23 protein-coding genes are annotated in these 24,945 nt (G+C 55.6%); 9 read left to right on the top strand and 14 right to left on the bottom strand.

What is annotated here, in order from left to right:
- Window positions 1-20 precede the first annotated feature (20 nt).
- The 4 genes from dapB to ACTU44_RS02505 form a co-directional block, all read right to left on the bottom strand.
- Window positions 21-821: a 4-hydroxy-tetrahydrodipicolinate reductase gene (gene dapB / locus ACTU44_RS02520; RefSeq protein WP_114096471.1), complete on the bottom strand. Its 801-nt coding sequence runs from the start codon at window positions 819-821 to the stop codon at window positions 21-23.
- 130 nt (window positions 822-951) lie between these two features.
- Window positions 952-2,085, bottom strand: coding sequence for a molecular chaperone DnaJ (dnaJ, locus tag ACTU44_RS02515; protein ID WP_114096470.1), 1,134 nt, complete (start codon window positions 2,083-2,085; stop codon window positions 952-954).
- Between the two features lie 104 nt (window positions 2,086-2,189).
- Window positions 2,190-4,103 carry a molecular chaperone DnaK gene (gene dnaK / locus ACTU44_RS02510; protein ID WP_114096469.1) on the bottom strand — a complete coding sequence of 638 codons (1,914 nt, stop codon included), beginning with the start codon at window positions 4,101-4,103 and terminating at the stop codon, window positions 2,190-2,192.
- 327 nt (window positions 4,104-4,430) lie between these two features.
- Window positions 4,431-4,940 carry a DUF2244 domain-containing protein gene (locus ACTU44_RS02505; RefSeq protein ID WP_462096575.1) on the bottom strand — a complete coding sequence of 170 codons (510 nt, stop codon included), beginning with the start codon at window positions 4,938-4,940 and terminating at the stop codon, window positions 4,431-4,433.
- Window positions 4,941-5,163: 223 nt separating this feature from the next.
- Here ACTU44_RS02505 and nth point away from each other — a divergent pair, with 223 nt between their 5' ends.
- Complete coding sequence (nth, locus tag ACTU44_RS02500) at window positions 5,164-5,805, top strand: endonuclease III (protein ID WP_114096871.1); 642 nt, start codon at window positions 5,164-5,166, stop codon at window positions 5,803-5,805.
- A 47-nt stretch (window positions 5,806-5,852) separates the two neighbouring features.
- On the opposite strand, the gene ACTU44_RS02495 is transcribed toward nth, so the two are convergent.
- Complete coding sequence (locus tag ACTU44_RS02495; protein ID WP_258548580.1) at window positions 5,853-7,301, bottom strand: penicillin-binding protein activator; 1,449 nt, start codon at window positions 7,299-7,301, stop codon at window positions 5,853-5,855.
- Window positions 7,302-7,411: 110 nt separating this feature from the next.
- On the opposite strand from ACTU44_RS02495, the gene rsmI reads away from it, so the two are divergent.
- Entirely contained in the window at window positions 7,412-8,257 is an 846-nt protein-coding gene (gene rsmI / locus ACTU44_RS02490) for a 16S rRNA (cytidine(1402)-2'-O)-methyltransferase (RefSeq protein ID WP_336079804.1), read from the top strand.
- Between the two features lie 2 nt (window positions 8,258-8,259).
- On the top strand, window positions 8,260-8,643 hold the full coding sequence (locus ACTU44_RS02485) for a YraN family protein (protein ID WP_114096465.1): 384 nt from the start codon (window positions 8,260-8,262) through the stop codon (window positions 8,641-8,643).
- Between the two features lie 36 nt (window positions 8,644-8,679).
- Here ACTU44_RS02485 and ACTU44_RS02480 read toward each other — a convergent pair whose 3' ends face one another.
- Window positions 8,680-9,087 (bottom strand): DUF2000 family protein, encoded by a 408-nt coding sequence (locus ACTU44_RS02480; protein ID WP_114096869.1) that lies wholly within the window; start codon window positions 9,085-9,087, stop codon window positions 8,680-8,682.
- Between the two features lie 32 nt (window positions 9,088-9,119).
- Between ACTU44_RS02480 and ACTU44_RS02475 the strand changes: the two genes are divergently transcribed.
- The 6 genes from ACTU44_RS02475 (at window position 9,120) to ACTU44_RS02450 (ending at window position 17,504) form a co-directional block, all read left to right on the top strand.
- A complete protein-coding gene (locus tag ACTU44_RS02475) occupies window positions 9,120-9,983 on the top strand; it encodes an AraC family transcriptional regulator (RefSeq protein WP_462096574.1) in 864 nt (287 codons plus the stop codon).
- 132 nt (window positions 9,984-10,115) lie between these two features.
- Entirely contained in the window at window positions 10,116-10,778 is a 663-nt protein-coding gene (locus tag ACTU44_RS02470; RefSeq protein ID WP_462096573.1) for a BON domain-containing protein, read from the top strand.
- A 168-nt stretch (window positions 10,779-10,946) separates the two neighbouring features.
- Window positions 10,947-11,840, top strand: a complete 894-nt coding sequence (locus ACTU44_RS02465; RefSeq protein WP_462096572.1) for a SirB1 family protein — start codon at window positions 10,947-10,949, stop codon at window positions 11,838-11,840.
- A 663-nt stretch (window positions 11,841-12,503) separates the two neighbouring features.
- The gene (locus ACTU44_RS02460) at window positions 12,504-13,493 is read left to right on the top strand and encodes an adenosine kinase (protein ID WP_114096867.1); all 990 of its coding nucleotides are present in this window, start codon (window positions 12,504-12,506) and stop codon (window positions 13,491-13,493) included.
- Window positions 13,494-13,943: 450 nt separating this feature from the next.
- The gene (typA, locus tag ACTU44_RS02455) at window positions 13,944-15,755 is read left to right on the top strand and encodes a translational GTPase TypA (RefSeq protein WP_114096461.1); all 1,812 of its coding nucleotides are present in this window, start codon (window positions 13,944-13,946) and stop codon (window positions 15,753-15,755) included.
- 177 nt (window positions 15,756-15,932) lie between these two features.
- Window positions 15,933-17,504 (top strand): AmpG family muropeptide MFS transporter, encoded by a 1,572-nt coding sequence (locus ACTU44_RS02450; RefSeq protein WP_336079797.1) that lies wholly within the window; start codon window positions 15,933-15,935, stop codon window positions 17,502-17,504.
- 98 nt (window positions 17,505-17,602) lie between these two features.
- Here ACTU44_RS02450 and ptsN read toward each other — a convergent pair whose 3' ends face one another.
- The 8 genes from ptsN to ACTU44_RS02410 all read right to left on the bottom strand — a co-directional run bounded on the left by ptsN (window position 17,603) and on the right by ACTU44_RS02410 (window position 24,726).
- Window positions 17,603-18,067: a PTS IIA-like nitrogen regulatory protein PtsN gene (gene ptsN, locus ACTU44_RS02445; RefSeq protein WP_114096459.1), complete on the bottom strand. Its 465-nt coding sequence runs from the start codon at window positions 18,065-18,067 to the stop codon at window positions 17,603-17,605.
- A 38-nt stretch (window positions 18,068-18,105) separates the two neighbouring features.
- A complete protein-coding gene (gene hpf / locus ACTU44_RS02440; protein ID WP_114096458.1) occupies window positions 18,106-18,702 on the bottom strand; it encodes a ribosome hibernation-promoting factor, HPF/YfiA family in 597 nt (198 codons plus the stop codon).
- A gap of 162 nt (window positions 18,703-18,864) precedes the next feature.
- On the bottom strand, window positions 18,865-20,448 hold the full coding sequence (gene rpoN, locus ACTU44_RS02435; protein WP_336079794.1) for an RNA polymerase factor sigma-54: 1,584 nt from the start codon (window positions 20,446-20,448) through the stop codon (window positions 18,865-18,867).
- 65 nt (window positions 20,449-20,513) lie between these two features.
- Window positions 20,514-21,353: an LPS export ABC transporter ATP-binding protein gene (gene lptB, locus ACTU44_RS02430; protein ID WP_114096456.1), complete on the bottom strand. Its 840-nt coding sequence runs from the start codon at window positions 21,351-21,353 to the stop codon at window positions 20,514-20,516.
- Between the two features lie 15 nt (window positions 21,354-21,368).
- Window positions 21,369-22,247, bottom strand: coding sequence for an LptA/OstA family protein (locus tag ACTU44_RS02425; protein WP_462096571.1), 879 nt, complete (start codon window positions 22,245-22,247; stop codon window positions 21,369-21,371).
- Window positions 22,244-22,951 (bottom strand): LPS export ABC transporter periplasmic protein LptC, encoded by a 708-nt coding sequence (gene lptC / locus ACTU44_RS02420; RefSeq protein WP_114096454.1) that lies wholly within the window; start codon window positions 22,949-22,951, stop codon window positions 22,244-22,246. Before lptC ends, ACTU44_RS02425 begins: the two co-directional genes overlap by 4 nt.
- Window positions 22,952-22,954: 3 nt before the next feature.
- On the bottom strand, window positions 22,955-23,962 hold the full coding sequence (locus ACTU44_RS02415; protein WP_462096570.1) for a KpsF/GutQ family sugar-phosphate isomerase: 1,008 nt from the start codon (window positions 23,960-23,962) through the stop codon (window positions 22,955-22,957).
- Window positions 23,963-24,114: 152 nt separating this feature from the next.
- Window positions 24,115-24,726 (bottom strand): ribonuclease D, encoded by a 612-nt coding sequence (locus ACTU44_RS02410; protein ID WP_336079788.1) that lies wholly within the window; start codon window positions 24,724-24,726, stop codon window positions 24,115-24,117.
- Between the last annotated feature and the right edge of the window lie 219 nt (window positions 24,727-24,945).

The raw sequence follows: 24,945 nt of genomic DNA, 5'->3' as shown, positions 1-24,945 counted from the left end.
CGCCTGTTTGTTTCCCGGGCCTAAAGACCCAGAACTTCACGCATGGAATAAAGGCCCGGTGCCTTGCCTTCGGCCCATTTGGCAGCACGAACCGCCCCCTTGGCAAAGACTTCACGCGATGATGCCTTATGGGTAATCTCGATCCGCTCGCCTTCGCAGGCAAAGACAACCGTGTGGTCGCCCACCACATCGCCGCCACGCAGCGTTGCAAAGCCAATGGTGCCGTCTTCGCGCGCACCGGTAAAGCCGTCACGGCTGCGCACGGCGACATCGTCAAGATTAACGCCCCGGCCCTTGGCCGCTGCTTCACCAAGACCCAAGGCCGTGCCGGACGGAGCATCGACCTTGTGTTTATGGTGCATTTCAACGATTTCGATATCGGCAACATCCTTATCAAGGATGCTGGCAACCTTTTCGACCAGCGCAAAGGCCAGATTAACCCCGACACTCATATTCGGGGCAAAGATGATCGGGGCCTTTTGGGCGGCGACCTTTAATTCGTCTTTTTGGTCACCCGAAAGTCCGGTGGTGCCAATCACAAGGATCGTGCCGGTTTCGGCAGCCAGTTGCGCATGTTTCATGGTGGCAGCCGGTGCGGTGAAATCAATCACCGCATCAACGGCTTCGAACAATGCCTTGGCATCATCGCCGACCAGAACGCCGCTTTCTTCAAGACCGGCAATCAGGGTGATGTCCTTGCCGACGAACGGGCTTCCAGGCAGATCGGTGCCACCACCAACCTCAAGGCCCTTGGTCCGGGCGGTTTCATTCACCAGCATCCGCCCCATACGGCCCGCACAACCAACAATCCCGATCTTCATTTCCGGTCTCCTAGTCACAAAGCTTGCAATTCATGCCCCTGCTTTAGCACAAGCCCCGGGTCGCGCAAAACAAAACCCCCGGCGGGTCTGCCGGGGGTCCTGAATTTCAGGTGGAAAACGACAACAGGACCTAGTCGGTCAGGTCTTTCCAGATTTCCTTCATCTTGGAAAAGAAGCCTTCGCTTTCCGGGCTTGAGCCTTCTTCTCGGGAAATCTCGTCGAATTCCTCAAGCAGTTCTTTCTGACGTTCTGTCAGATTGACTGGCGTTTCGACACTGATTTCAACAAACATGTCACCACGGGCCTGCGACCGCAGGATGGTCATGCCCTTGCCGCGCAGACGAAGCTGCTGGCCCGATTGCGTCCCGGCCGGGATATTGATCCGGGTACGCGTGCCCTCGATCGTCGGAACTTCAATGGTTCCGCCAAGCGCGGCCTTGCTCATCGGGATCGGGATCCGGCAATAGAGGTTCGCACTTTCGCGCTGGAAGAAGCGATGATGGGCGATATCAAGGAAGATATAGAGATCACCCGGAGGTGCCCCGTTGGTCCCTGCTTCGCCTTCGCCTGCCAGACGGATGCGTGTGCCATCCTCGACACCGGCCGGAATGGTAACCTGAAGGGTCTTTTCCTTTTCGACGCGACCAACACCGTGACAGGATTTGCACGGATTCTTGATGATCTTGCCTTTGCCATGACAGCTCGGGCAGGTGCGTTCGATGGTAAAGAAGCCCTGCTGCGCGCGGACCTTGCCATGACCATTACAGGTCGGACAATTGACCGGCTGTGATCCTGCTTCGGCACCGGTGCCGTCACATTCTTCACAGGATACCGATCCGGGAATGGTGATCTCGGCCTTTTTGCCTTCGAACGCTTCTTCGAGCGTGATCGCCATATTATAGCGCAGGTCCGCCCCGCGCGACGATCCGCCGCCGCGACGTCCGCCGCCCATGGCCCCAAAGATCTCGTCAAAGACGTCGGCAAAACCGCCGCCACCGAAACCACCACCAAAGCCGCCACCGCCACCGGGGCCGCCCTGTTCAAAGGCTGCGTGACCGAAACGGTCATAGGCTGCACGTTTTTCGTCGTCCTTGAGGACTTCGTAGGCTTCGTTGACCTGTTTGAATTTTACTTCGGCTTCGGCATCGCCCGGGTTCTTGTCCGGGTGATACTGCATCGCTTTTTTACGATAGGCGCTTTTCAGCTCGGCTGCGCTCGCCCCTTTGGCGACACCCAACAGCTCGTAAAAATCTTCTTTCGCCATCTGTAACTCCGAAATACGGTCGGGCCGTTCCCGCAATCCTTTGCGTCCGGAACGGCCCGATTTTTCTTTACAGGGCGTCGTTCAAGACGACCTCTGCGGTCGTCTTACTTGTCTTTTTTGTTGTCATCGACTTCTTCGAAGTCGGCATCAACAACACCGTCATCGGCCTGCGAAGCAGATGCACCGGCATCGCCTTCGGCACCTTCTTCGGCCTGCTGTGCCTGATACATGGCTTCGCCAAGTTTCATTGCAGCCTGCTGAAGTTCGTTGACCTTGGCGTTGATGGCGTCGGCATCTTCACCGTCCTTGGCATCTTTCAGAGCCGAAAGGGCATTTTCGATTTCCGATTTGGTTGCATCGTCAACCTTGTCACCATGCTCCGAAAGGTTCTTTTCGGTGGCGTGAATGACGGCTTCGGCCTGGTTGCGTGCTTCGACAAGTGCCTTGCGCTTTTTATCCGCTTCGGCGTTGCTTTCCGCGTCCTTGACCATGTTTTCGATTTCGTCGTCCGAAAGACCACCAGATGCCTGGATGCGGATCTGCTGTTCCTTGTTGGTCGCCTTGTCCTTGGCAGACACATTGACGATACCGTTGGCATCAATGTCAAAGGTCACTTCGATCTGCGGAACGCCACGCGGTGCCGGCGGGATACCAACCAGATCAAACTGGCCAAGCATCTTGTTATCGGCAGCCATTTCACGTTCACCCTGGAAGACGCGGATAGTCACGGCCGTCTGGTTGTCTTCAGCGGTCGAGAAGGTCTGCGACTTGCGGGTCGGGATCGTGGTGTTACGGTCGATCAGGCGGGTGAAGACACCGCCAAGCGTTTCGATACCAAGCGACAGCGGGGTCACGTCAAGCAGGAGAACGTCTTTGACGTCGCCCTGAAGAACACCACCCTGAATTGCTGCACCAAGGGCAACAACTTCATCCGGGTTCACACCCTTGTGCGGCTCACGACCAAAGAACTCTTTAACGCGTTCCTGAACCTTCGGCATACGGGTCATACCGCCGACCAGAATAACGTCGTCGATTTCACCTGCGGTAATTCCGGCATCCTTAAGCGCGGCCTTACACGGGGTCATGGTGCGTTCGATCAGATCACCCACCAGACCTTCAAGCTTCGCACGCGACAGCTTGATGTTGAGGTGTTTCGGACCCGATGCATCAGCGGTGATGAACGGCAGGTTGACATCGGTCTGCATCGACGAGGAAAGCTCGATCTTGGCTTTCTCCGCAGCTTCTTTCAGACGCTGCAGGGCAAGACGGTCTTTGCGCAGGTCGATCTGCTGTTCTTTTTTGAACTCGTCAGCAAGGTAATCAATGATCTGTTTGTCGAAGTCTTCACCACCAAGGAAGGTATCACCGTTGGTCGATTTAACTTCAAAAACGCCATCGCCGATTTCGAGAACCGACACGTCGAAGGTACCACCACCAAGGTCATAAACAACCACGGTGCCACCGTCTTTCTTGTCAAGGCCATAAGCAAGCGCTGCTGCGGTCGGCTCGTTGATGATACGTTTGACTTCAAGACCCGCAATCTTGCCGGCGTCTTTGGTCGCCTGGCGCTGGGAATCGTTGAAATATGCCGGAACGGTAATCACGGCTTCGGTTACCGGCTCGCCCAGATGGGCTTCTGCGGTTTCCTTCATTTTCTGAAGAACCATGGCTGCGATCTGGCTCGGAGCCATTTTCTCGCCGTTGACTTCAACCCATGCGTCGCCGTTTTCGCCAGCAACGATTTTGTACGGGACGAGGTCTTTGTCTTTTTCGACTTCCGGGTCACCGTAACGACGACCGATCAGACGTTTGATCGCAAACAGGGTGTTTTCCGGGTTGGTGACAGCCTGACGTTTTGCCGGCTGACCGACAAGGCGCTCACCATCATCGGTGAAAGCGACCATTGACGGGGTGGTACGGGCACCTTCGCTGTTTTCAATCACGCGGCCTTCTTTGCCATCCATGACTGCAACGCACGAGTTGGTGGTGCCAAGGTCGATACCAATAATTTTGCCCATAGTAAGTTCCTCTTTTAGCGGCCGGTCCGTCCCGCAGCCTCCGATCTGAAGCGCCGCGCAGGACCTCCTGGGACCAATGGTTGTAATACACGTAATTTTTCTGGGGTCTCTTCATGACCCCGCGCACCTATATATGAAAGTCCCCACAAAGTCGCAAGCGGTCAAAGAGGGGAATCTTGGCTGTTTTTGGCATTCAAAGTGCAATTTTTATCCAATGACGGGCAATATCACCAGGATCACCACGCAAATCTGGCAATTCCGCCCCTGTTTTGAGCCCCCAAAGCACGCTTTTCAAATCGATCATAACCGGATTGCAAATCCGTCAAATCACGGTGCCCGAACCGAAATATCGGCAGGATTACAACGGGTATGACGCAATACCGTTTCAAGCTTTTGCGCCAGATCGGCCTTTTCATCGGCCCCCAGAAAACCCGCAATTTCAAGACTTTTGCCATGGGTTCGTAAAAACAGCGCGCATTGATCATCTTCGCCACGTTCAAGAATCACACGCAGCCAATAGGGCTGAAAGTCAAATTCCTGGCGCTCGCCATGCACCGAAATGCGGGTCACCCGAAGGCTGCCATCACGCAGTTCGATGCGTTCTTCCTGATGGGCGGACCGGAAACTGAAATGAAAGGCCAGCGACAGCAACAAAACATCGACACCCAGAAACCCGATCACCGGCCAGGCCCCCACAGACCAGAAAACAAGCCCCATACTTGTGGTGAAAGCCGCTACGATCAGGATGATATTGCGCGCAGCCCGGCGCGACAGCGACCGGGGCGGAAAAAGATCCACCCGATAGATCGGTTTGGCACTGCGGGGCACGGCTGACATCTGACACCCTGTTGATCAAAGCGGCCTGTTGCGGTGATTGCGCCATGGTGCGCCGGGCTTTGCCCGACATGCAATCAAAATTCGATTTTTCATCCGGTCGCCTTTATATATTGTCGCTGCAGGAGATCGGATCAGGGATGGCACATATTAATTGATGACCATCCCCAAATCGGCTGAAAAATCAGCCCGTTAGAAAAAGAGAATAAAGTCCATGGCCCGCCCGATGAACAAAGCCGCCATCGAAGAATTTTTCCAGCGTCTGTCTGATGCCGACCCGGAACCCAAAGGCGAGCTTGATTACACCAATCCCTATACGCTTCTGGTTGCGGTTGCCCTTTCGGCTCAGGCGACCGATGTCGGTGTCAACAAGGCCACCAAAAAGCTGTTTCAGATCGTCTCGACCCCGCAGGATATGCTTGATCTCGGTGAAGAAGCCCTGATTGATCACATCAAGACCATCGGGCTTTATCGCGGCAAGGCCAAAAACGTCATGGCAGCGGCCAGAATCCTTGTCGAAAAGCATGGCGGCATTGTCCCCAACGATCAGGAAGCGCTTGAAGAACTGCCCGGTGTCGGCCGCAAGACCGCCAATGTGGTGCGCAATATCGCCTGGGGCGAACATACCATGGCGGTTGATACCCATATTTTCCGTCTGGGCAACCGGACCGGCATGGCCAATGGCAAAACCGTTCTGGCCGTGGAAAAGGCCCTGCTCAAGAAAGTGCCATCGCGCTTCATGACTCATGCCCATCACTGGCTGATCCTGCATGGGCGCTATATCTGCAAGGCACGCAAGCCGCGCTGTGGCGACTGCATTGTCAATGATCTGTGCAATTTCAAAGACAAAACGCCTGCCGGGGCTTAACTCGGCAGGCGTTTGGTTTCACAAATTTCAATCGCGCTTATGACGGATCAGAAGACCTGATCAAAGGTCGCGGGGGCCGGGGCAACCACCTTGGCACCATCGGGCTGGATTTGCATGATGGCATAGCCGCGTTCGGACTGGCCGTCTGCGGTTAGCCGGAAAATACCATCAACGCCGACAAATCCGTTTGGATTGGTCAGGGCGTCTTGCGACATGTTGTTTTCATCGCGCGCCATCAGGGCGGCCAAGGCCGCACTGTCATAGGCAAGGCTTGAGATACGCGGTGGCTGATTGCCAAATGTCCGTTCAAACCGGCTGGCAAACAGGGTCCAGTTTTCCGGGTTGGGGGCGGCAAAAATCCCGCCCTTAAGGGCTGGCTCAGCAAACAGACCCGGATCGTTCCAGCCAAAGGTCCCGATAAACTGCACCACCGACGGATCAATATCGAAATAGGCCAGAAGGGCTGATACCTGGCGCAAATCCCCGCCGGTCGCCGGCAGGATCAGGGCATCAAAATCAAGTTCGCCAAAGGTGTCTACCCCTTCCAGACGGCGCAAGGCACGCTTTGCCCCGGCACTGCCATCGGCTTCAAGCTGGGCCTTGTGGGCGCGCAGATTGGCACGACGGGCATCATAATTGGCAAAATCGCGGATGGTTTGCTGCAACCCTTCCGAACCGGGCTGATAAAACGCCACCCGGCCAAGGGTTCCGCCAACCCGCGACACAACTCCATTAAGCGCACCGGCAATCTGGCGACCATAGTCATTTTGCGGCAGCAATGCCGCAAACCGGAAATGCCCCTGACTGGTGGCATAGCCCACCGCACGGGCAATCTGGTCTTCGGGGATCAGACCACTGACCCAGACACCGCTTTCGGCAACCCGGCGATTATTGGAAAAGGCAATAACCGGCACATTGGCCGCTTTGGCAACTTCACTGGCCCCGCTAACCGATTCGGAGAACAGCGGACCGAGGATCATTTTTGCACCGGCATCAATCGCCTGACGCGCCGCATTCTGCCCGCCCTGATAGGTTCCGGCAGTATCAATCGGCATCAGGACAAAATCGTCCCCGGCAATGTCAAACATCGCAAGTTCAGCCGCATGGCGCATCGCCCGACCCAGATCGGCATGCTGCCCCGAAAGCGGCAACAAAAGTGCGACGCGCTTTTCAAACATCGCCGCATCATCATTATAAAGGGTCGGAAGCTGCACCCCCTCGCCCTCGGGCAGGGCCGCATCGCTTGGCCATGGATTGGCATCCGGAATCAGGCCCTGATCAGGCGCGCTTGTCGGATCAACCGACGGCTGGTTGGCCGTTTCGACCGGGGCACCACGTTGCGTACCAAACAGGTCCGTGATACTCGTGGTCGCATTACATGCGGCAAGCCCGATAGAGAGGACAACAACAGATGCCGTCCGGCGTGCAATCCGGCCCCAGGCCGAACCCCGATTCAGATTCTGCAACGCCTGACGCGGCAGCGCCTCATTCTGCATCCGATTCTCTGACGGATGACGTTTCGGACAACCCACTCTCACCTCCCGATAAGTCGTTTCGCACGCAGGGTAATGCGCGTGACGAAGCAAGTAAACATGATGAAAGTCATTTGCCACTTTCATCTGGTCTTTATCTTGTTGCTACTCCAATCGGAAATTTGGGCGATATTACGTTCAGAGCACTCGAAATCCTCAAACGTGCTGATGTTATTCTGTGCGAGGATACCCGCACATCGGGAAAATTGCTGTCGCGCTACGGGGTCAAGACCAAGCGAATCGCCTATCACGAACATAATGCCGCCAAGATGCGCCCGGAAATCATGGAGCGCCTTGGCAAGGGTCAGGGACTGGCACTTATTTCCGATGCCGGGACACCCCTGATCAATGATCCGGGTTACAAACTGGTGCGGGATTGCAAGGCCGAGGGCTTTAACGTTACCGCAGCCCCCGGCGCGTCATCGCCAATTGTCGCCCTGATCCTGTCGGGACTTCCCAGTGATCATTTCTTTTATGCAGGTTTCCTTCCGCCCAAAACCATGGCCCGGCAAAAGGAACTGGCACGCTTTACCGCCATTCCGGGCAGCCTGATCTTTCTTGAAAGCCCCAAACGTCTGGCCGCAAGCCTTGCCGATATGGCAAGCGTGCTGGGCGGCACGCGCGAGGCCGCCGTCACCCGCGAACTGACCAAGATGTTTGAAGAAGTCCGTAACGGCACTCTTGATGAACTGGCCGCCCATTATGAAGAGGTCGGTGCCCCCAAGGGCGAGATCGTGATTATTGTCGGACCTGCCGATGCGAGCGACAACGATCCAAGTGCCGAGGATATCGATGCCCGGTTGCTTGAGCTGATCAAAACCCACCGGACCAAGGATGCCGCCGATATCCTTGCCCGGGAAACCGGCCTTAAGAAGCGCGATCTTTATAATCGTGCGCTTGAACTGGCCAAGGCGGACTAGCCATGCCACATCCCCGTCCCTTGCATGATCAGACATCACATCGCAAGCGGGCGGAAAAGGCCGGACGGCGCGCAGAAGCCGTTTGTGTCTTCTGGCTGCGGCTTAAGGGATACCGCATTCTTGCCACCCGCCATCAAAGCCCGGTCGGCGAGATTGATATCATCGCCAAACGCGGCAATGTCCTGATCGCGGTCGAGGTCAAAAACCGTGCTGATCGCGACACCGCCCTTCGATCCTTGCGCCCCAAACAGCAAAACCGGATTGCGCGCGCACTTGAAAGCTATGCCGGTCAGATCGGACATAGCGGTGATTTGCGGTTTGATCTGATGATTGTGCGCGGTTTTGCCCGGATCGAGCATCTTTGCAATGCCTGGCAGATGGCCTAGACGCCCGATCCCTGGGCAAAACATCACCGGTCGCGATCACGGATGCATCCTGGCCCCTTTGGTAATCTTGTCGACGATGCGTTTGTCGGTGTGAATACCGATGCCGACAAATTTCGCCTGTTCGGGATCGACGCTGGCAAATACATCGCGGTTGGCCGCGTCGTGACCGGTGGCAAACATTTCTTCGATATAGGCTGATGCACACACGCCACGTTCAAGCACCCGGCGGTGAATTTTGGCCATGGTCGCCCCGTCAGCGGCCAGCACGATCGCCGGTTGTCGCGACAGCGGATTATAAATATTCTGCTTCGCATCAATATAGGGTTCGCCGATGATATCGGGTGTCTGGGCGACAATACCGCTCATCAAAAAGGCCGTGACATTAAGCGACTGCCAGGCTTCAAGATCGTTGCGCAAGACCAGCGCGACTTTGGTGTCAAACATATGCATCCTCCAACGGGGCAGATAATCAGGTGATGAAAGAAGCAGTAAATCAAAGCACCGATCCCGGTATTGAACGTTTGTGCAAAAAGCGCGAACGCTTTATCGCCGCCCCGACCAGCGACGGGATCGAACGGATCGAAGCACAGTTTTACGGCAATATGTTCAGCCCGCATCGCCATGACACCTATGCGCTTGGCATTACCATGCAGGGGGTTCAGACCTTTAATTATCGGGGCGAGTTTCGCGCGAGCAATCCGGGCAATGTCATTATCCTCCACCCTGACGAGCTGCATGACGGCGGGGCGGGGACCGATGACGGTTTGCAATACCGGATGCTGTATCTTGAACCGGCCTTGTTGCGGTCCGGACTTGACCGGGAGTCCGATCCCCTGCCCTTTGTTGGCGAACCGGTGATCAATGACCGGGTTCTTTGGGCCATACTTGCCTCTGTGCTTGGCGAACTTGAAAGTGATGTTGATCCCTTGTTGCGTGATCAGTTTGTCGCCGATATCGCCCAGCGCCTGTCACAGCATGCCAGGGCGCCACTTAAACAGCCGCGCTTTAATGCCGCCGACCGGATGGATCAGGTGCGTGCCTTTCTGGAAGACAATTTTGACCGGCCCGTTCAGTCAAACGAACTTGAACAGATTGCCGGTATGGACCGGTTTCGCCTGATCCGGCATTTCCGGGCCCGGTTTGGCACCACGCCCTATCGCTATCTGATGATGCGCCGCCTGCAAAAGGCCCGGGCATTGATGGCACTGGGTCAACCCCTTGCCGGAATTGCCGCGGAAACCGGATTTTCCGATCAAAGTCATTTCAACCGGCATTTTCGTCAGACCTATGGCGTTTCACCGGGTCGCTGGGCCAGTCTTCTCGGGCAAAGCGCACATTGAGCCTGTGCGAATGGGCCAATTTTGTAAAAAATGCATTTTTGCTGATAAACCGTCCCGGATTTTAAAACTCTTTAACCCCAAGGCGCGATGATTGCCCGAAGGACAGAGGGAATTGGGGCGAGACATCACCATATGTCGTCACGAACAGACAACGATTGGCGGGCCAATGCCAAACCGCCGGATCATACGACACGGTATATGCACATATTCAGGCATCTGGTGATCGGGGCAATCTGCCTTCTGCCGCTTTCGGGATGCACGTCACTGGTGATTGGTGCGGGGGCCACGGCCGGAATTGCCGCCATGCAGGAACGCGGTCTTGATGGTGCGGTCAGTGATTCGGCCATTACCGCAGAAATCTGGCAGAAATTTCTGTCACAGGATGACAAACTGTTTCTGGATGTCGAGATCGAGGTCGTCGAAGGCGAAGTTCTTTTGGCCGGACGGGTTCCGTCCGTTACAGATCAGCTCGAAGCGGTGCGCCTGACCTGGCAGGTTGGTGGCGTAAAGCGGGTGATCAATGAAATTGATATCGGATCGAGCAAGTCTTTGATGGATAGCGCAGGCGATCTTGTGATCACGACACGCATCAAGGCAGCCCTGATGTTTGACGGGGATATTTATGCGATCAATTACAGCATCGAAACCGTAAACGGCACCGTACATCTGATGGGCATTGCCCAGAATGAACGTGAACGCGAACGTGTTATCTCTCATGCGCGCGAAACCAGCTATGTCAAACGCGTGGTCAGTCATATCCGCCTGAAAGATGACGCCAACCGGCAAGGAACCTGATCAATTAGTACCGTAAGCCACATCATCGCACCGACCGATCCGGATCGCCAATGGCTTGTCGATTATGCCAAGGGCCTGAAACCGGATGCCAGTGTTGCCGAGGCGGCCCTGCATTTTGCCCGGCTGAACCAGTCCGCAGACGGGCGCAAACGCGATATCGCACCCTATTTGCATCATCTTGACGATCTGGCCGAACAGCTTCGGGCCGAACTTGCGCGTGCAACCCTGCAACCTGATTTCACGACCCTGTCGGATGCCGCGCGCATGTCGGTTGATGACAAGGAAGCCGAACCGACCATCGAACAGGTGGTCAAAGGCCTTCAGACCGTTATCGCCGAACGCAACGGTTTTCAGGGCGATATGGAAAATTACGATGACATGGCCAATGCCGATCTGTTGCAGGTGATCGAACGCAAACGTGGTCTGCCGGTTGCCCTGGGTCTGCTCTATATCCATGCTGCCCAGCGCTGCGGGATTGCGATGACCGGTATTGATTTTCCCGGGCACTTCCTGCTGCGGGTGCAGGCCAATGGCAAACGGCGGATGATTGATCCGTTTCATGGCTGCATCACCCTTGGCCCCGCCGAACTGCGCGAACTTTTGAAGTCCTTTAGCGGTCTGGATGCCGAACTTGAACCCAAACACTATCGCCCGTCATCCGACGTCGATATTTTGTTACGGCTTCAAAACAATATAAAGGTTCGTGCCCTGCGCGCCGGGGAACTGGCCCTTGCGACACGTGTGATCGAACATAGTTTGCTGATTGCCCCGGAACATGAAGGGCTTTGGCATCAGCTCGGCGCACTTTATGCCCGACAGGATCAGGACCATAAGGCGCTTGGCGCGTTTGAACAATTCGTCACGCGCTGTGAAGACCCGCTTCATCGCACCCGGATCCAGGCGGTGATCGAAGAATTACGCGAACGTCTTGATCAGGAAACCGCCAATCAGGATGATCCGAAAGCCATTCCGGCACGCCCGGAAAATTCCGGTCCCGCTACGGCAAAATCCGATCAAAAATCCAATGCGCCGATCCCGCTTTTTCCGGATCGGGATGTCTGAAACCATCTGTTTCTGACCCGGATTTTGCGCCGCCTTCCGTGAAACCGCCTTCTGCACGCTATTTGTCGTCGGGCCGTGATTCAGCACCGAAAATGACGTATTTTTACATTTAAGATTACTTATTGTTATCTATACTTAGATAAATAAACATGTTCGATAAATCCTAAACCCAAACAAACTGGTTCGTTTGGTTTTCCGTACGTATCCAATCCGAGGAAATTCCCGTTTCAAAGTCATGTAAAAATGCTTGTTCCGGTATTTTCTGCCTGTTTTTCGGATACAGGACAGGATTTACATAAGAAAAGACTGAATGATTCCCAAACCCGCAGAAACAGGGGCTTTGATCCCGGCCCAACGACCGGCAGACCAGTCTGACCATCCGGTGATTGGTACGACGACAAAAATGAAACCGGAGTCAGATCGAATTTCACCCCCTGTCTGCCCGAAAAAACATCTTTTGTAGTTTTTCCGGTTCCTAACGACAGGTTAAACAACCGGGGACGAAACGGTCGCAACACTTGCACCGGGTTCTGCAATGCATATACTCCGCGCCAGTCAGTTTTCCGGCGCCCGATCATGCATTCTGCCCGATTGGCGCGTCAGTGCGGTTCACCGGGCTTTGCGGTGCCGTTCAAACCGAACATATTGCAGGAATTGAACTACATGAACGACACCACAATCGACGTCGTTGGTATTGGCAACGCCATTGTTGATGTCCTTGCCCATTGCAAGGAAGAAGACCTGACCCGCCTGAACCTTGTCAAAAACGCCATGACCCTGATCGATGCGGAAACCGCCGACAGCCTTTATGCCCAGATGGGTCCGGGCATGGAAATGTCTGGCGGTTCGGCTGGCAACACCATGGCGGGTATTGCCGCCCTTGGTGGCAAGGGTGCCTATATCGGCAAGGTGCGCGATGATCAGCTCGGCCAGGTTTTCCGCCACGATATCCGCGCCATTGGTGTCCAGTTCAATTCCGCCCCGGCAACCGCAGGGTCACCGACCGCGCGTTGCCTGATCTTTGTTACCCCGGATGGTCATCGCACCATGAACACCTTCCTTGGTGCCTGCACCGAGCTTGGCCCGGAAGATATCGACGAAGATCTGATCAAGTCGGCCAAGGTTACCTATATGGAGGGCTATCTCTGGGATCGCCCCGAAGCCAAGGAAGCCTTTGTCAAAGCGGCCAAAGTCGCCCACGAAGCCGGCCGTCAGGTTTCAATCAGCCTGTCTGATTCCTTCTGTGTCGACCGTCATCGCGACTCATTCCGTGATCTGGTCCACAATCATATCGACGTCCTGTTTGCCAACGAAGACGAAATCAAATCGCTTTACGAGGTCGAGACCTTTGAAGAGGCGCTGGCCGAAGTGCGCAAGCATTGCAAGGTCGCGGCTTTGACCCGTAGTGAAAAGGGTGCGGTAATCGTCGCTGAAAACGAACTTTATGAAATCAGCGCCGAACCGGTTGCCAAAGTGGTTGATACCACCGGGGCTGGCGATCTGTTCGCATCGGGCTTCCTGTATGGCTACACCCAGGGGCATGAGCTTCCGGTTTGCGGTCAGCTTGGCGCGATCTGCGCATCCGAGGTTATTTCGCACATGGGCGCACGCCCTGATGCCGATCTTAAGGAACTGATTGCCAAGGCAATCTGACCGGTTTTCGTGACTGATAACAGTCACGTCCAAAGATTTAACGGGACGGCAACAATCGACTGCCGTCCCGTTTTTCATGCCCAAGGATACGGGTTAAGCGCAGATTTCCGGGCATTTCAGCGCAACACAAACATTGACTTTATACAAACTTTAGCGCAAACAGCCCGCATTGCAGAAAAATCAACCCCGCATGGCGCGCACAAAGCTGGTCATTCGCCTCTACATTGGCTATGACAAGGCGGCCTTCGGGCAAGATATATGAAGCCCGGACCAGTAAACATTCAGCATGTGCCGCGTTCTTGAATGGATTGCGCGGAAGTGATGACCTTGTTGATCGAACGATATCGGTCATATGGCTGCTGAATATCTACTGGCCTTGAAACGTTTTACAGACCGATGCGCATGGGCAGCCCCCGGCGCGCGGCATTTTTATTTCTGGAGTCCGCGCCCATGAGCTTGCGCAATATCGCCATCATCGCCCACGTTGACCACGGCAAAACCACGCTGGTCGATTCCATGTTCCGTCAGTCCGGTGTCTATCGTGACAACCAGCGCGTTGATGAACGCGCCATGGACAGCAACGATCTGGAACGTGAACGCGGCATTACCATTGTCGCAAAACCGACCGCCGTTCAGTGGGGCGATACCCGCGTGAACATCGTCGATACCCCGGGCCACGCCGATTTCGGTGGCGAGGTTGAGCGTATCCTTTCCATGGTCGAAGGCGTGGTTCTGCTGGTTGACTCTGCCGAAGGTCCGATGCCGCAGACCAAATTCGTTCTGGGCAAGGCTCTGAAACTTGGTCTGCGCCCGATCGTTGTCATCAACAAGATCGACCGCCCGGATCAGCGCGCCGAAGAAGTTCTCGACGAGATTTTCGATCTGTTCGTATCGCTTGAAGCATCCGACGCACAGCTCGACTTCCCGGTTCTTTACGCATCCGGTCGTGATGGCTGGGCAGCAGAAAGCCCGGAAGGCCCGAAAGAAAACCTGACCCCGCTGATGGAACTGGTTCTGAGCCATGTTCCGGCACCGGACGTCGATGAAAATGCACCGTTCGCCATGCTGGCAACCATGCTGCATGCCGATAACTTCCTTGGTCGTATTCTGACCGGTCGTGTCTATCAGGGCCGTGCGAAACTCAACATGCCGGTGAAGGTTCTTCGCGGCGATGGCACCGTTGAAACCGGCCGTCTGTCCAAACTGATGGGCTTCCGCGGTCTGGAACGTGTCCCGCAGGACGAAGCCGTTGCCGGTGACATCATCGCGATTGCCGGTCTGACCGAAGCAACCGTTGCCGATACCATCTGTTCAACCGACGTTAACACCGCGATTGAAAGCCAGCCGATTGATCCGCCGACCCTGGCGATGACCTTCTCGGTCAACAACTCGCCGCTGGCCGGTCAGGAAGGTGACAAGGTTACCTCGCGTATGATCCGTGCGCGTCTGGAACGTGAAGCCGAAGGCAACATCGCGATCAAGATCGGTGAAACCGCCGACAAGGACGCGTTTGAAGTAGCCGGTCGTGGTGAACTTCAGCTCGGCGTTCTGGTTGAAACCATGCGTCGTGAAGGCTTTGAGCTGTCGATTTCGCGTCCGCGCGTTCTGTTCAAGGAAATCGACGGCGTCATGTCCGAGCCGTTCGAAGAAGTCCAGGTTGACGTTGACGAAGAATATTCCGGCGTCGTCGTCGAGAAAATGAGCCTGCGCAAAGCCGAGATGACCGACATGCGTTCGTCGGGCGGTGGCAAGACCCGTATCATCTTCATCGCGCCGTCACGTGGCCTGATCGGCTATCACGGTGAATTCCTGACCGATACCCGTGGTACCGGCGTCATGAACCGTGTGTTCCATTCCTATGGCCCGGTCAAGGGTGCGATTGCCGGCCGTCGTAACGGTGCGCTGATTTCCAACGATCAGGGTGATGCAGTGGCCTATGCCCTGTTTAACCTTGAAGATCGTGGCATCATGTTCATCGAACATGGCGAACGCGTCTATCAGGGCATGATCATCGGTGAACATAACCGTGACAACGACCTTGAAGTGAACGTGCTCAAGGGCAAGAAGCTGACCAACGTCCGTGCATCGGGCAAGGACGAAGCTGTGACCCTGACCCCGCCGCGTCGTATGTCGCTTGAAGAAGCCCTGTCCTATATTCAGGACGACGAACTGGTCGAAGTCACCCCGCAGAGCGTGCGTATCCGCAAACTGCATCTTGACCCGAACGTTCGTAAGCGCGAAAGCCGCAAGAAAGAAGGCTGATCCTTCTTTTGCGATGAAATTCAAAAAGGCCGGTTCGATGGATCGGCCTTTTTTCATGCGCACCGAATACCTTTGCCCCACGAAACTGCCCCATGAAACAGCGGCTGGATGGGTTGGCTATTCATTAACCTGTTTGCACTAGCTTCGTGACCACGTGTTTCAGGTTGGGGGAAGTCGATGCACAGCACAGAAAAACGAAGCTGGGGTGAGGCCTTTGGCGCCTTCATTCATCCACGTGTCATCACCATGCTGTTTCTGGGGCTGTCGGCTGGCATTCCCATTCTTCTGATCTTCTCGACCCTGTCGATCTGGCTGCGTGAAGCGGGTGTGGATCGTTCGACCGTGACCTATTTCAGCTGGGCGGCCCTTGGCTATTCTTTCAAATTTGTCTGGGCACCGCTGATTGACCGGCTGCCTTTTCCGGTCTTGCATGGCCTTCTGGGCCGACGGCGCAGCTGGCTGATCATTGCGCAGGGCTGCATCATTGCCGCCATTCTGTGGATGGGGCTTACTGATCCATCCGAAAACCTGACCATGATGGCCTTTGCGGCAGTCGCCCTTGGCTTTGCCTCGGCAACCCAGGATATCGTTATTGATGCCTATCGCATCGAGGCCGCTGATACCGACCTTCAGGCGATGATGAGCTCGGCCTATATCGGGGGCTATCGCATCGGCATGATTGTCGCCGGTGCCGGCGCACTGACCATTGCCGGTCTGTTTGAGGCCGAAGGAACCTATCAGCACTTTGCCTGGACCATGGCCTATGGCTGTATGGCGCTTGCCATGTGTGTGGGCGTGATCACCACCCTTCTGGTGCGTGAACCCGATGCCCCACGAACGGACAGCAAGTATTTCCACGAAACGTCAGACTATCTTCGTTTCCTTGCGATGTTTGCTGTCACCGTCATCGCCTTCATCCTTGCCAATCTTTATGCCGGGGATATCACCGATCCGCTCAAGACTGCCCTGAGCGACGCGGGCATGATCAGGGAGCTGTCGGGCTTTATTGCCGGAACACTGAAACTTGGCATTGCCATTGCGGTTGCCATCCTTGTCGCCTGGCTGACCACCCGTGTCGGCCTGACCCCGACCGGCATGGTGCAGGAAACCTATATCTCGCCGGTAAAGGACTTTATTGACCGCTATGGCAAGACCGCGATCATCATCCTTGCCCTGATCGGGGTCTATCGTATTGCCGATATCGTTATGGGCGTGATGGCCAATGTGTTTTACACCGATCTTGGCTTCTCCAAGGAAGAGATCGCCGCCGTCTCAAAGACCTTTGGTCTGTTCATGACGATTGGCGGCAGTTTCCTTGGCGGGGTGCTGTCGGTGCGCTATGGCGTGGTGAAAATCCTGTTTCTTGGCGCATTGCTGTCAGCCATTACCAATATCCTGTTTGCCTTCATGGCCCATATCGGGCCGGACACCACGATGTTTGTCGTCGTGATCATGGCTGACAACCTTTCGGGTGGTCTGGCGACTGCGGCCTTCATCGCCTATCTGTCGGGGCTGACCAACATTTCCTTTACCGCCATGCAATATGCGATCTTCAGCTCGATCATGACGCTGTTTCCGAAAATCCTTGCCGGGTTCTCGGGCACGGTGGTCGATGCGGTCGGCTATAGCTGGTTCTTTGTCGGAACCGCGATCATCGGCATCCCGGTATTGTGGCTGGTGGTGCTGGCCGGACGCATGACCGAGGTCAAGGACCCCGCAGCCCAACCGGCTTCAGACGCCGACGCGTAATCACACATTGCCCAAAACAAAACCGGACGCCCAATGAGCGTCCGGTTTTTTTAAATCTGGTCTGCGTTACGGGGGTTACCCGCCTTTTACTGACCTTTTCACGCGGCCTGTTCGGCCTCATCCTGGGTCAGGAGCGCGTAGATCGCGTCGGCTGAGCCAGCCCCGCGCAGTTTGTCGCACATGCCCTGGTTACGCAGCAGACGGGAAATCCGTGCCAGCGCTTTCAGGTGATCGGCACCGGCTTCTTCTGGTGCGATCAGCATGCAGAACAGGTCGACCGGGTGTTCATCAACTGCATCGAACTCAATCGGGTTCTGAGCACGGGCAAAGACCATGTAGAGCCGGTCAAGATCGTTGAGCTTGCCATGCGGAATCGCGACACCACCGCCTACGCCAGTGCTGCCAAGTTTCTCACGATCAAGCAGGACAGAGAAAATCTCGCTTGCATCGCGTCCGGTAACGTCGGCTGCTTTCTCGGCAAGTTCCTCAAGCACAGCCTTTTTCGCACCGGACCGCAGTGCCGGAATGACCCCGGACGGGGTAAGAATAGATGATATGTCCATTTTTCGCGTTGCGTTGTTTGGCTCGGAATCTGTGTTCGTCACGCGCCACCAGCATCTTTATCGTTTGGGTCTAGCCAACCGATATTGCCATCAGAGCGACGGTACACAACATTCAATCCGCCATGTTTGCCATTCCGGAACATCAGTGCCGGAATGTCCCCCAAGTCGAGCCGCATGACAGCTTCTCCAACAGAGAGCGTATCAATGCGATCCGGTGTCTCGGCAACAATCACCGGTTCATAGCCGTTTACGTGATCGTCATCCGAATGATCGTCATCTTCTTGCGCGATTACATAGTGAATCGCATCCAGACGCGCCTGCTCGTGATGGTCCCGGCTTGCGTGATGATCACGCAGGCGCCGTTTATAGCGCCGCAACTGCTTGGTCACTCTGTCGCAGGCCGATTCAAAGGCGGGATAAACTTCATCCGCCGATGCCTTCGCCTGCACCATCATGCCCTTGCCAACATGGACCGATATTTGCGCCACGTAGAGATGCGCCTGTTTGGTGATGGTCACCGTGGCTTCGATCGCGTGATCGAAATATTTCTCTACCGCAGGGTCCAAGGTCTCGACGACGTGCTGCCGAAGCGCATCACCAACGTCAAGTTGCTTACCGATAACCGTAATTTGCATGGATCGCCTATCCCCAGTTGAGTGACTTCCCAGTACATATGGATGTTTGGCGCCCCTCAATCAGGAGGCCGCACCATATTCCCTCGTCATTGCCAAGTCAAGATATGGGTATGTTTCCTTTGATTGCAGTACGTTACAGTGCATTTTTTCGTATAAACGATGCTAGGAAGCACGTGATTTTTTTTCACGACGACGTTGGACGGACGAAGGAATGCGCATCGCCTCCCGGTATTTTGCCACTGTTCGGCGGGCAATGTCGATCCCTTCCTTCCCGAGCAGCTCAACGAGTTTGTCATCAGACAGAATCTTTTTCGGATCTTCATTATCAATCAATGACTTGATCCGGTGTCTCACAGCTTCGGAAGAATAGGCATCTCCGCCATCCGAAGACGAAATTGCCGTCGTGAAGAAGTATTTCAGCTCGAACATGCCGCGCGGCGTCGACATGAATTTGCCATTCGTGACACGCGAAACCGTACTTTCATGCATTCCGATGGCTTCGGCGATATCGCGCAGGATCAGCGGACGCAGATGCGATACCCCGTGGCTGAAGAACCCGTCCTGCTGGCGCACGATTTCGCTCGCCACCTTCATGATGGTGGTAGCACGCTGATGCAGCGCCTTGACCAGCCAGTTTGCAGTTTGCAGCTTTTCGCTCATGAAGCTGCGTTCTTCGCGGTCGCGCAGGCCCGACCCGATCTGGGCGACATAATCCTCATTGACCAGAACACGCGGCAGGGCCTCGGAATTAAGCTCAAGATGCCAGTTGCCGTTGCCTGCTGATCGCATCAGAACATCGGGGATCACCGGCGTTGCCGCCTCGCCATCCGCGGTTCGACCCGGACGCGGATCAAGCGTCCTGATTTCGGCAATCATGTCATGAAGATCATCGGCATCGACGCCGCAAACGCGGCGCAACCGGTCAAATTCGCGCTTGGCCAGCAAATCAAGATTGGCCAGCAAGGCCGCCATCGCCGGGTCATACCGGTTTTTCTCGCGCAGCTGCAAAGCCAGGCATTCCGCCAGATCACGGGCAAAAATCCCGACCGGGTCAAAGCCCTGAATGACGGCAAGAACCCGTTCGACCTCTGCCATCGGGCATTCAAGGGCTTCGGAAACCTCGTCAAGATCGCCGCTGATATAGCCGTTTTCATCCAGCATATCGATCAGATAGCTTCCGATCATGCGCGACATGGCATCGGCAAAGGCGATGTTGAGCTGATCATCAAGCGACTGGCGCAAGGTTGCTTCATCGGCAAGTGTCTGTTCGAGTCCCGGCAGATCATCGCTGCTGCCCGATCCACCAATTCCGCCAGATCCGCCGGTCCCGCTGCCATAGGGCGAGGCATAATCGTGATTGCCCGCAACCGGTTCGCCATTGCGCGAGATTTCACCTTCGCCGCCATAAAGCGCGTCGCTTGAAACATCCAGCGGACCATCTTCGCTGCCCATGGTTTCACTGGCCGTCAGGCGGTCGGTGCCAAGACGGTCTTCGCGGTCGGCGAAATTGTCAATCGACCGGCTATCAATCCCGTCATCACCATTGCCAACGGCCCCGTCGCCGGTTTCGGCAAAGGTCTGGCCGGGATCAGCCCGCTCAAGCAACGGGTTTTCCAGAAGCTCACTGTCGATGAAATTGGAAAGCTCGATATTATTGAACTGCAGCAGCTTGATCGCCTGCTGCAGCTGGGGCGTCATGACAAGAGACTGGGACTGACGTAAATCGAGCCGCGCCTTCAGGGCCATTTATACATTACCCCGTGTCAATCCGATCATCCCCCCAAGACCACTATCTTTGTCCGGTGTCTTTATCAGAGGCTGAACCGATCGCCCAGATAAACCCTTCGAACATCGTCATTTCTGACGATTTCATCAGGACCACCTTCCATCAAAACCCGACCATCATGCAAGATATATGCCCGGTCGATAATGTCGAGAGTCTCGCGCACATTGTGGTCAGTAATCAAGACCCCAATGCCACGATCTTTCAGATGACGAACAAGATCACGGATATCCCCCACGGCAATCGGGTCAATCCCGGCCAGCGGTTCATCAAGAAGAACAAAGTTCGGGTGGGCGGCAAGGGCGCGTGCAATCTCGCAACGGCGACGTTCCCCGCCCGACAATGCAAGGGCCGGGGTGCGACGCAAATGCTCGATGGCAAATTCCGCCAGAAGGTCTTCAAGATTCTGTTCGCGCTTGATGCGGTCATCCTCGACCACTTCAAGCACGGCCATGATATTCTGTTCAACCGTCATGCCCCGGAAAATCGAGGCTTCCTGCGGCAGATAGCCGATTCCCATGCGGGCGCGCTGATACATCGGCATCGCCGTGATATCGCGTCCATCAAGCGAAATCGTCCCGCGATCAGAGGCAATCAGGCCGGTAATAATATAGAAACTGGTCGTCTTGCCCGCCCCGTTCGGCCCCAGAAGGCCAACCGCCTCGCCGCGCTGGACAGACACCGATACATCCTTGAGAACCGGGCGCTTCTTGAAGCTTTTGCCAAGATTATGCGCCACAAGGCCCTTGTTTGCGGTAATCAGACGCGGACCACCTGCGGCCCCCGCCCCTGAGGATGCTTGCGCACCGGCAGACGCGCCTTGCGTCTTTGCGTCATCGGATTTTACGCCCTTGCGCGACCAGAACAAATTCCCGACCTTTCCTCAGTTACCGGTCCCGGCATCGGCCGGGCTTTTATTTTCATCTTTTTCAGGAACCAGAAGACCCCGAACACGGGACTTGCCACTGCCATTGCCATCTGCTGTCAGGCGACTGACGCCTGTATTGAGATCGACAACGGCTCGATCCCCGTTCAACTGGTTCTCTCCGCGCGTGATCTTAACCGATCCGATCAATGTGGCGATACCTGTTTTCGCATCATAAACGCCTTGATCGCCCACAACAAAGTCGGTGGCTGTGCGAATATTCACATTGCCTTGACCATCGATGCGACGCAACTCATTTGCGCCCCCCTCGGCGGCATCAAACCGTGCGGTCAGGGTATCACCGCGCAAGGTACGATCTTCGGATATTGCCACCGCATTGCCGCGCGCCACCGCAATCCGGTCGGTTTCCCAATATTCAAGGCTGTCACGTGCGGTCAGGGTTTCCTTTGGCGTGGTATATTTCAGATTATCCCCGGTCAGAACCACAACCGCCTCGTCAATGTCATAGACCGCCTTGTCGCCGGTTGCGACATCGGTATCCGAGGACAGCTTCACATTGCCAATCGCAATGATGCGGTAAATCTCGCTATTGCCGTCACGATCACGATACAGCGCCTGAAGTTCGTCGGCATCTACCCGCGACGTGCCGCGTTTGGCAACCGCATTGCCCCGCGCAATCAGGATCTGTTCATCGCGACGCCATTCAATGCCGTTATCTGACTCGACTTCCAGACCACCAGCGCCATTTTGCGCCAAGCCGAGCGGGTTGGCCTGCGCACGATCTGACAGGCCCGACAGGCCAAGAACCGCACCGCCAAGCATCATTGCCGCAACAAGCGTTCCGGTTTTTCGGCTCAGAAGCCCCATTGCGATCATGACTTCCCTTTCAATGCGCTATCGAAAATCACCAGTTTGGATTTTCCCAAAAAGCGGATCACCGCCCCCTTGTTTTCCAGCTCGAACCCGGAATCGGATTTGATCGTGCCAAACGGTCCCTGACCATCGACCGGAACCGTACCGCTTGCACTGCCGGAATTCATAGCAATTTCAGCTTCTTCGGTGTGAATTTCAAAGCCGTTATCGTGATACATATTGACCGTACCAACAAGGTCGAGCATCCCGTTTTCTTCGGTATAGAAGCCCTCATTGGCGGTCAGCGCAATCCAGGATCCGTCTTCAAGCGTGATATCGGCTTGCGGCGCATCAAGATAGACATGTTCGTTGCGTTCCCGGGTTTCGGGGGATTCGACCGCCTCGCGCGCCGTCACGGTAAAGGGCTGCTTTTTGCCATCCACACCAAAGAAGCGCGGATTGCTCATGGCAACATTTTCCATCAGGTCTTCGGGTGATGTCGAAAATCCAAGCCGGAACCCGCTATCCTGAACCTGTTCGATCTGCGGCCACAACACCACCAGCGCCATCAGCGTCAGGGCAATCAGCGGCAAAACGAATTTCAGCATGGTCACGATCATCCGCCGGAACGGATTGATGCGAACTTCGCGCCGACCGGAAGGCAGCCGGTCGCGCGAAAGGCCTTCGGCCCTTTGGGATGCGACCTTTGGTGTGCCTTCAGTGCTCATTGCCTATGCCACCCCTGAACGCAAAAGATCATGGATATGCACAAGCCCGACCGGAATGCCGGCCGCATCCAGCACGAAAAGGGCGGTGATGCTGCGATCATTCATGATCGCAAGGGCTTCAACCGCCAGGGCATCGGCATGGGTAACTTTCGGTCCGGCCGTCATCACGTCACCGACCTTCATCGCCACCAGATTATCGGCCATGTGGCGACGCAAATCGCCATCGGTGACAATCCCGATCAGCTCCCCGGCATCGCCCAGCACACCGACACAGCCAAAGGAATGACCGGTCATGGTCACCAGTGCCTCGGACATCAGGGCATCGCGCGCAATCAATGGCAGGCTGTCTGCGCCATGCATGACATCATGCACATGCAACAACCGCTGACCAAGCTTTCCGCCCGGATGGAAGGTCCGGAAATCATCGGCACTAAAGCCGCGACGTTCCATCAATGTCACCGCCAGCGCATCGGCAAGGGCCAGCATCGCCGTGGTCGAGGTCGTCGGGGCCTGCTTGTTCGGGCAGGCTTCCGGGCTTGCCGGCAAGACCAGCGGGCAATCCGACTGCTTGGCAAGCGAGCTTTCCGGTTTGCGGGTCATGCCGATCAGCGGCACATTAAACCGGCGGGTAAAGGCAATGATATCGGACAGTTCCGGAGTTTCACCGGAATTCGACAGCGCCAGAACCGCGTCATCCTTGCCGATCATGCCAAGATCACCGTGGCTGGCTTCGGCCGGATGGACAAAGAAGGACGGGGTGCCGGTCGAGGCAAAGGTTGCCGCGATCTTTTTGGCAATATGACCGCTTTTGCCCATGCCGGTAATCACCAGACGGCCCTTAAGGCCTTCGATCAGGTCGATCGCCTTGCAGAAATCGCCATCAAGCGAGTCTGCCAGTTCGCGCAGCGCAGATGCTTCGATATCAAGAACCCGGCGCGCAATCGCAAGATCGGCCTCAGAAGCCGGAACCGGTATATTTTTGGTGGTGGGAGCGTTCGGGGTCACTGTCATCTGTTTCTTGTTTGCGTTTCCTGCCCGGAGATAGGGCAACCGGTACTTTTTGCAAGACCAATGCGCCAAAACTATGAACCTGCCGGGTGTGGGGGTCAATTCTATTGAACCCCCATACACCGCCAATCTTCACAGGCGGTTAACCGCACGGCCTAATGGGCAAAAATATCGGTTTCTTCCCAGCCCGACAGATCAAGCGTCGCGCGGGTCGGCAGGAAATCAAAACAGGCCTGGGCAAGCTCGGTACGGCCTTCACGGGCCAGACGACGATCAAGCTCTTCCTTGGCCTTGTGCAGATAAAGCACATCAGACGCCGCGTAATCGATCTGTTCTTTGGAAAGCTCGGGCGCACCCCAGTCTGAGCTTTGCTGCTGCTTGGAAATCTCGACCCCGACCAGTTCGCGCAGAAGGTCCTTGAGACCGTGACGATCAGTATAGGTACGGATCAGTTTGGACGCGATTTTGGTGCAATAGACCGGCGCACAGCGCACACCGAGATATTTGTCCATGACCGCAATGTCAAAACGCCCGAAATGAAACAGTTTCAGGACCGACGGGTCGGCCAGCAGTTTCTTGAGGTTCGGCGCGCTGTAATCTTCTCCATCGAACTTGACCAGATGGGCATCACCATTCCCGCTTGAAAGCTGCACGACACACAAACGGTCGCGGTGCGGGTTCAGGCCCATGGTCTCACTGTCGATTGCCACGACCTTGCCAAGGTCAAGATCGTCCGGCAGATCTCCGAGATGGAGGAAATTGGTCATCGCGGTTCTCCAAATGTCAGAATTTGCCTGTTCTTAACACAGCAAACCGGGTGCCGCATCGCAAAAGTCATACCAATTGCAGGGTTTTTCCTTTGTCCGAACACGCATTCATCAAAAAAGCTGAACTAAATTAATCGAAGAAAACCACCAAATAACAAAATTTGTCACGAACTGACACAAAGGTCCGCCCAGTAAGTGCAACAACGGCTCCTAGACTTT

The organism is Thalassospira sp. SM2505 (assembly GCF_054901115.1).
Note: the sequence above shows the minus strand (reverse complement) of the source record. Positions and strands in the feature narration are given on the sequence as shown.